Source organism: Micromonospora sp. NPDC002411 (assembly GCF_053592955.1).
In genome coordinates this window covers 1-3900 of the sequence record NZ_JBSFBM010000477.1, presented here as the reverse complement: position 1 = coordinate 3900, position 3900 = coordinate 1, and the positions used below count along the sequence as shown (strand labels likewise).

General features: G+C 68.7%; 5 protein-coding genes. 2 read left to right on the top strand and 3 right to left on the bottom strand.

Annotated features, from left to right (window positions below; translation table 11 throughout):
* Window positions 1–39 precede the first annotated feature (39 nt).
* Both ACWCO3_RS32520 and ACWCO3_RS32515 read right to left on the bottom strand, forming a co-directional pair.
* On the bottom strand, window positions 40–417 hold the full coding sequence (locus tag ACWCO3_RS32520; protein ID WP_450013743.1) for a hypothetical protein: 378 nt from the start codon (window positions 415–417) through the stop codon (window positions 40–42).
* A gap of 197 nt (window positions 418–614) precedes the next feature.
* Entirely contained in the window at window positions 615–1061 is a 447-nt protein-coding gene (locus tag ACWCO3_RS32515) for a DUF5318 domain-containing protein (RefSeq protein WP_145778349.1), read from the bottom strand.
* A gap of 175 nt (window positions 1062–1236) precedes the next feature.
* On the opposite strand from ACWCO3_RS32515, the gene ACWCO3_RS32510 reads away from it, so the two are divergent.
* Window positions 1237–1875 carry a PadR family transcriptional regulator gene (locus ACWCO3_RS32510; RefSeq protein ID WP_030331823.1) on the top strand — a complete coding sequence of 213 codons (639 nt, stop codon included), beginning with the start codon at window positions 1237–1239 and terminating at the stop codon, window positions 1873–1875.
* A 23-nt stretch (window positions 1876–1898) separates the two neighbouring features.
* Window positions 1899–2978: an inositol-3-phosphate synthase gene (locus tag ACWCO3_RS32505; RefSeq protein ID WP_145778348.1), complete on the top strand. Its 1080-nt coding sequence runs from the start codon at window positions 1899–1901 to the stop codon at window positions 2976–2978.
* A 94-nt stretch (window positions 2979–3072) separates the two neighbouring features.
* Here the strand turns inward: ACWCO3_RS32505 and ACWCO3_RS32500 are convergent.
* On the bottom strand, window positions 3073–3900 hold an 828-nt coding region (locus ACWCO3_RS32500; protein ID WP_450013740.1), incomplete at its 5' end, for a hypothetical protein.

The following is a 3900-nucleotide window of genomic DNA, read 5'->3' as shown; positions in this document are numbered from 1 at the left end:
GGGCCTGCGCCGAGCGCAGACCCCCTTCGCGTACGCCGATCACGGCTCGAACTTGTAGCCCAGACCCCGGACGCCCGCGCCGGCGCGTCCGGGGGCCGGTGCCGGCGACACCGGCACCGAGGCCCGCCCGGAGCGGCCCGGGGTCGCCGAGCCCACCGAGGCGGATCCGGCGGCCGCGGCACCGCGCGGCGGCACCGAGGCCGATCCACCGACAGTGGCCCGTCCACCGGTGGCCCGCGGTGTCACCGAGGCACGGCCCGGAGTCGCCGCGCCGCCCTCCGAGGCCGACCAGCCACCCGCGCGGGAGTCACCGCCGGATCGGCCGTACGCGTTGGCCGCGCCGGGTCCGGGGTCACCGTCCGGGCCCGGGTACTGGGCCCGCCCGCGCGCAGAACTGGGATCGCCGTACGAGTTCATTCCTCACACCCTGCCGGTCGCGGTGGGGCGCGACTGCGCCGCCACCGGGTTGCCGTGAGTTGCTTCACCCGGGACGACGGCACGGGGGTGCCGTCTCGCCGAGGTACTTGCAGTATCAATCGGGCCAATCGGACTAACGAGCGGTCGACCATCCCGGGTTTCGTCTACGGCCCCGGGGCCGGTCCAACCTGCTGCGTTCACCGTTGCGCCTCTCGCCTCCGCCGACCTGCGCCTTCGACCGCCACATCCTGCTCGCCGGCGCCGTCGTTGTCGCCGGCCAGACCGTCCCGGCCGAGCAGGTACTGCTCGACGAGATGGTTCCAGTCACAACCGAGGCACACCTCCACCACGAAGACCTGGAACTCACGCAGCGTCATCGCCAGCACGGGCAACTCGGTGAGTGTCCGGGCCTGCCCGGCGGACTGCTTGAGTTCGTCGCCGTAAATGTAGTGGACGAGAGTCAGATTCTCGCTGCGGCAGATCGGGCAGCGCCGGTCAGTCGGCTCACCGTGGAAGCGGGCGGCGTTCTTCAGGTACGGCGATGCGTCGCAGACGTCGTACGTGCCGACCCGGCCGGCCAGGAGCTCACGCAGCACTGCTCGCTTCTGGAGCGAGTAGTCGACGACCTGGCGCTGCGTACGCATGCGGAGAAGGGTACGCGGTCCGGCCCGAGCAGGCGACCATGCTCACAATCCGTGACGAAGACACCTCGGAGAGGGGGTTTGCCCTGGCCGGTGCGACCCGCTAACGTGCGATGTATCGGTCCGATACATCGCGGCGGTTACCACTTCACGCCGGAGGGTAAAGAGAGGGTGGCCAGTGCTTGAGTTCGCCATCCTCGGCCTCCTGCAGGAGTCTCCGATGCACGGCTACGAGCTGCGCAAGGAGTTGACCGCCAAACTCGGCGCGATCCGGGCGGCGATCAGCTACGGCTCGCTCTACCCGACACTGCGCAGGTTGCAGGCGGCGGGATGGATCACCGAAGCTGCCGAGACGCCCGCCACCGCCGAGGAGGTTCCCGCGCTGACCAGCCGACGAGGTCGGGTGGTCTACAAAATCACCGCGGAGGGCAAGGAACGCTTCGCCCAGCTGATCGCACAGGCCGGGCCCGAGACGTACGACGACACGGGCTTCGGGGTGCACTTCGCGTTCTTCGCCCGGACCGACCAGGCGACCCGCCTTCGCATTCTGGAGGGTCGCCGCCGCAAGATCGAGGAGCGTCGCGAAGGGCTTCGCGACGTGCTGGGCCGGGCGGCCGAGCGCCTCGACGCTTACACCTTGGAACTGCAGCGCCACGGTCTTGATGCCTGTGAGCGCGAGGTCCGCTGGCTGGAGGAGCTCATCGCCAACGAGCGCTCCGGCCGAGCCCCGACGGTCCCGAACATCGGGACAGCCGGCGGCCGACGAGAAGACAACAGCCCGCCTCCGCCTGGAGAGACCAGGAATGAGCGGCCGTGACAGAAAAGAAGGAGGCAGACGCTATGGGCTCCGTCCGCGTCGCCATCGTCGGTGTGGGTAACTGCGCCTCGTCCCTGGTTCAGGGCGTCGAGTACTACCGGAACGCCAACCCGAACGACCGCGTCCCGGGTCTCATGCACGTCGCCTTCGGCGACTACCACGTCAACTCCGTGGAGTTCGTCGCGGCGTTCGACGTGGACGCCAAGAAGGTGGGCATGGACCTCGCGGAGGCGATCGTCGCCAGCGAGAACAACACCATCAAGCTCTGTGACGTGCCGCCGACCGGCGTCAGCGTGCAGCGCGGCCCGACCTTCGACGGTCTGGGCCAGTACTACCGCGAGATCGTCGAGGAGTCCGACGCCACCCCCGTCGACGTGGCGCAGGCGCTGCGCGACGCGCAGGTCGACGTCGTCGTCTGCTACCTCCCGGTCGGCTCCGAGCAGGCCGCCAAGTTCTACGCCCAGGCCGCGATCGACGCCGGTTGCGCGTTCGTCAACGCCCTGCCGGTCTTCATCGCCTCCGACCCCGAGTGGGCCAAAAAGTTCGAGGACGCGGGCCTGCCGATCGTCGGTGACGACATCAAGAGCCAGGTCGGCGCGACCATCGTGCACCGCGCTCTCGCGAAGCTCTTCGAGGACCGGGGCGTCGAGCTGCTGCGCACGTACCAGCTCAACTTCGGCGGCAACATGGACTTCATGAACATGCTGGAGCGCAAGCGGCTGGTCTCGAAGAAGATCTCGAAGACCCAGTCGGTCACCTCGCAGATCCCGCACGAGATGAGCAAGAGCGACGTGCACATCGGCCCGTCGGACCACGTGCCGTGGCTGGACGACCGCAAGTGGGCGTACATCCGCCTGGAGGGTCGCTCGTTCGGTGACACCCCGCTGAACGCCGAGCTCAAGCTCGAGGTGTGGGACTCCCCGAACTCGGCCGGGGTCATCATCGACGCGGTCCGCGCCGCCAAGATCGCCCTGGACCGGAAGATCGGCGGCCCGATCCTGTCGGCCTCGTCGTACTTCATGAAGTCCCCGCCGGTGCAGTACGCCGACCACGACGCCCACCAGGCTGTCGAGGAGTTCATCGCCGGTGAGGTCGCGCGCTGACCTGCTGAACACCAACAGCATCGGCGAGGGCCGGGTCCGAACGGACCCGGCCCTCGCCGCGTTCACAAACCTCGCCGTTGGTACGGCGACCGCCTTACTTCCAGCTCGGCGTGCCCGCCTGGGCCTTCGCGGCACGCTTCGCCCTGCGCTCCTCGGCCGACTCGGCGCCTCGCGCCGTCGCGCTCGCGGCGAAGGGCAGAATGTCCGGGTTGACCGCACCGACGCCGACCACGAACGCCACCACGTCGATGATGATGTGGGTGGTCCGCGCGGCGTAGATGGAGATGACGTCGGTCGCCTCGTCGTTGAGGTAGCCGACACCCGACATGAACGAGTTAGCCACCACCTGGTTGGTCAGGTAGTTGATGTTCGAGAAGTTCGCCGGACGCGGGGTGTCGTACGGGAAGATCTGCACGAAGCCCGAGGCGACCGCCGTGGTTACGGTGAGGTTGCCGAAGAGGGCGTCCCCGAAGTAGACGAAGTCGCTCAGGTTGACGTGGATCGTCTGACCGTCCCGCAGGCGACCCGAGCTGTCCAGGGTCGTCGACGACTTGTTCAGGATCCGGGCGCGCGAAGCGGCCGACCGAGTGTCGATGACCCGCTGCGGCGAGACCGGCACGATCTGGTTCGAGTTGCCGGTGGTGTGCACGTACTCCAGGTACTTGCCGCCGCCGTACTCCGCGACCACCTGAATGTTGCTCTGGGTGTCCATGCCGATCGAGCCGCCGGGCGAGTCGCTGTGCAGCAGATCGCCGCTCGGCGTCAGCTGCAGCGCCGGGCGGGCCAGCACCAGGCCGTTCGAGGTGGTGGTGCTCGTGTTCGCCAGCCGCAACGTGGGGCCGGTCCCGGTGCTGGTCAGCTCCGTGGTGGTGGCACCGGCGGCGTTACTGGCACCCTGAACTACCGGGTCACCCGGAGCGGC